This window comes from Pseudomonas sp. AC463 (genome assembly GCF_979253585.1).
Window position 1 is genome coordinate 1 of record NZ_CEEDDZ010000587.1, and the last position, 274, is coordinate 274.

The following is a 274-nucleotide window of genomic DNA, read 5'->3' on the forward strand; positions in this document are numbered from 1 at the left end:
GCGTCGGACGGCACAAGCCGGCCGAGGTCGGCGACATCGGCGAAGGTCACCGGGATCGCCGGTGGCACGTCCAGCGCCGCCGCCGCCTCCCGCGTCATCCACAGCTTGCGGACGGTGCGGTCGGGGTTCGCCAGCGCGGCGGTGACGGGGTGGCGCCCCCAGATGCGCGGGCGATTGCCCACGCCGGTCGAGGGGCGGTGTCCACGCTTGGCCATCAATCGTCATCCTGCGGGTAGGCATACGGGTCGGTCACGACGGGTTGCGTCGGTACCGG

Annotated in this window: 1 protein-coding gene; it reads right to left on the bottom strand. The window is 73.0% G+C overall.

The features are described from left to right. The coding region (locus AC0IYH_RS31545; protein ID WP_471838178.1) for a hypothetical protein at positions 1–215 on the bottom strand (215 nt) is incomplete at its 3' end. Between the last annotated feature and the right edge of the window lie 59 nt (positions 216–274).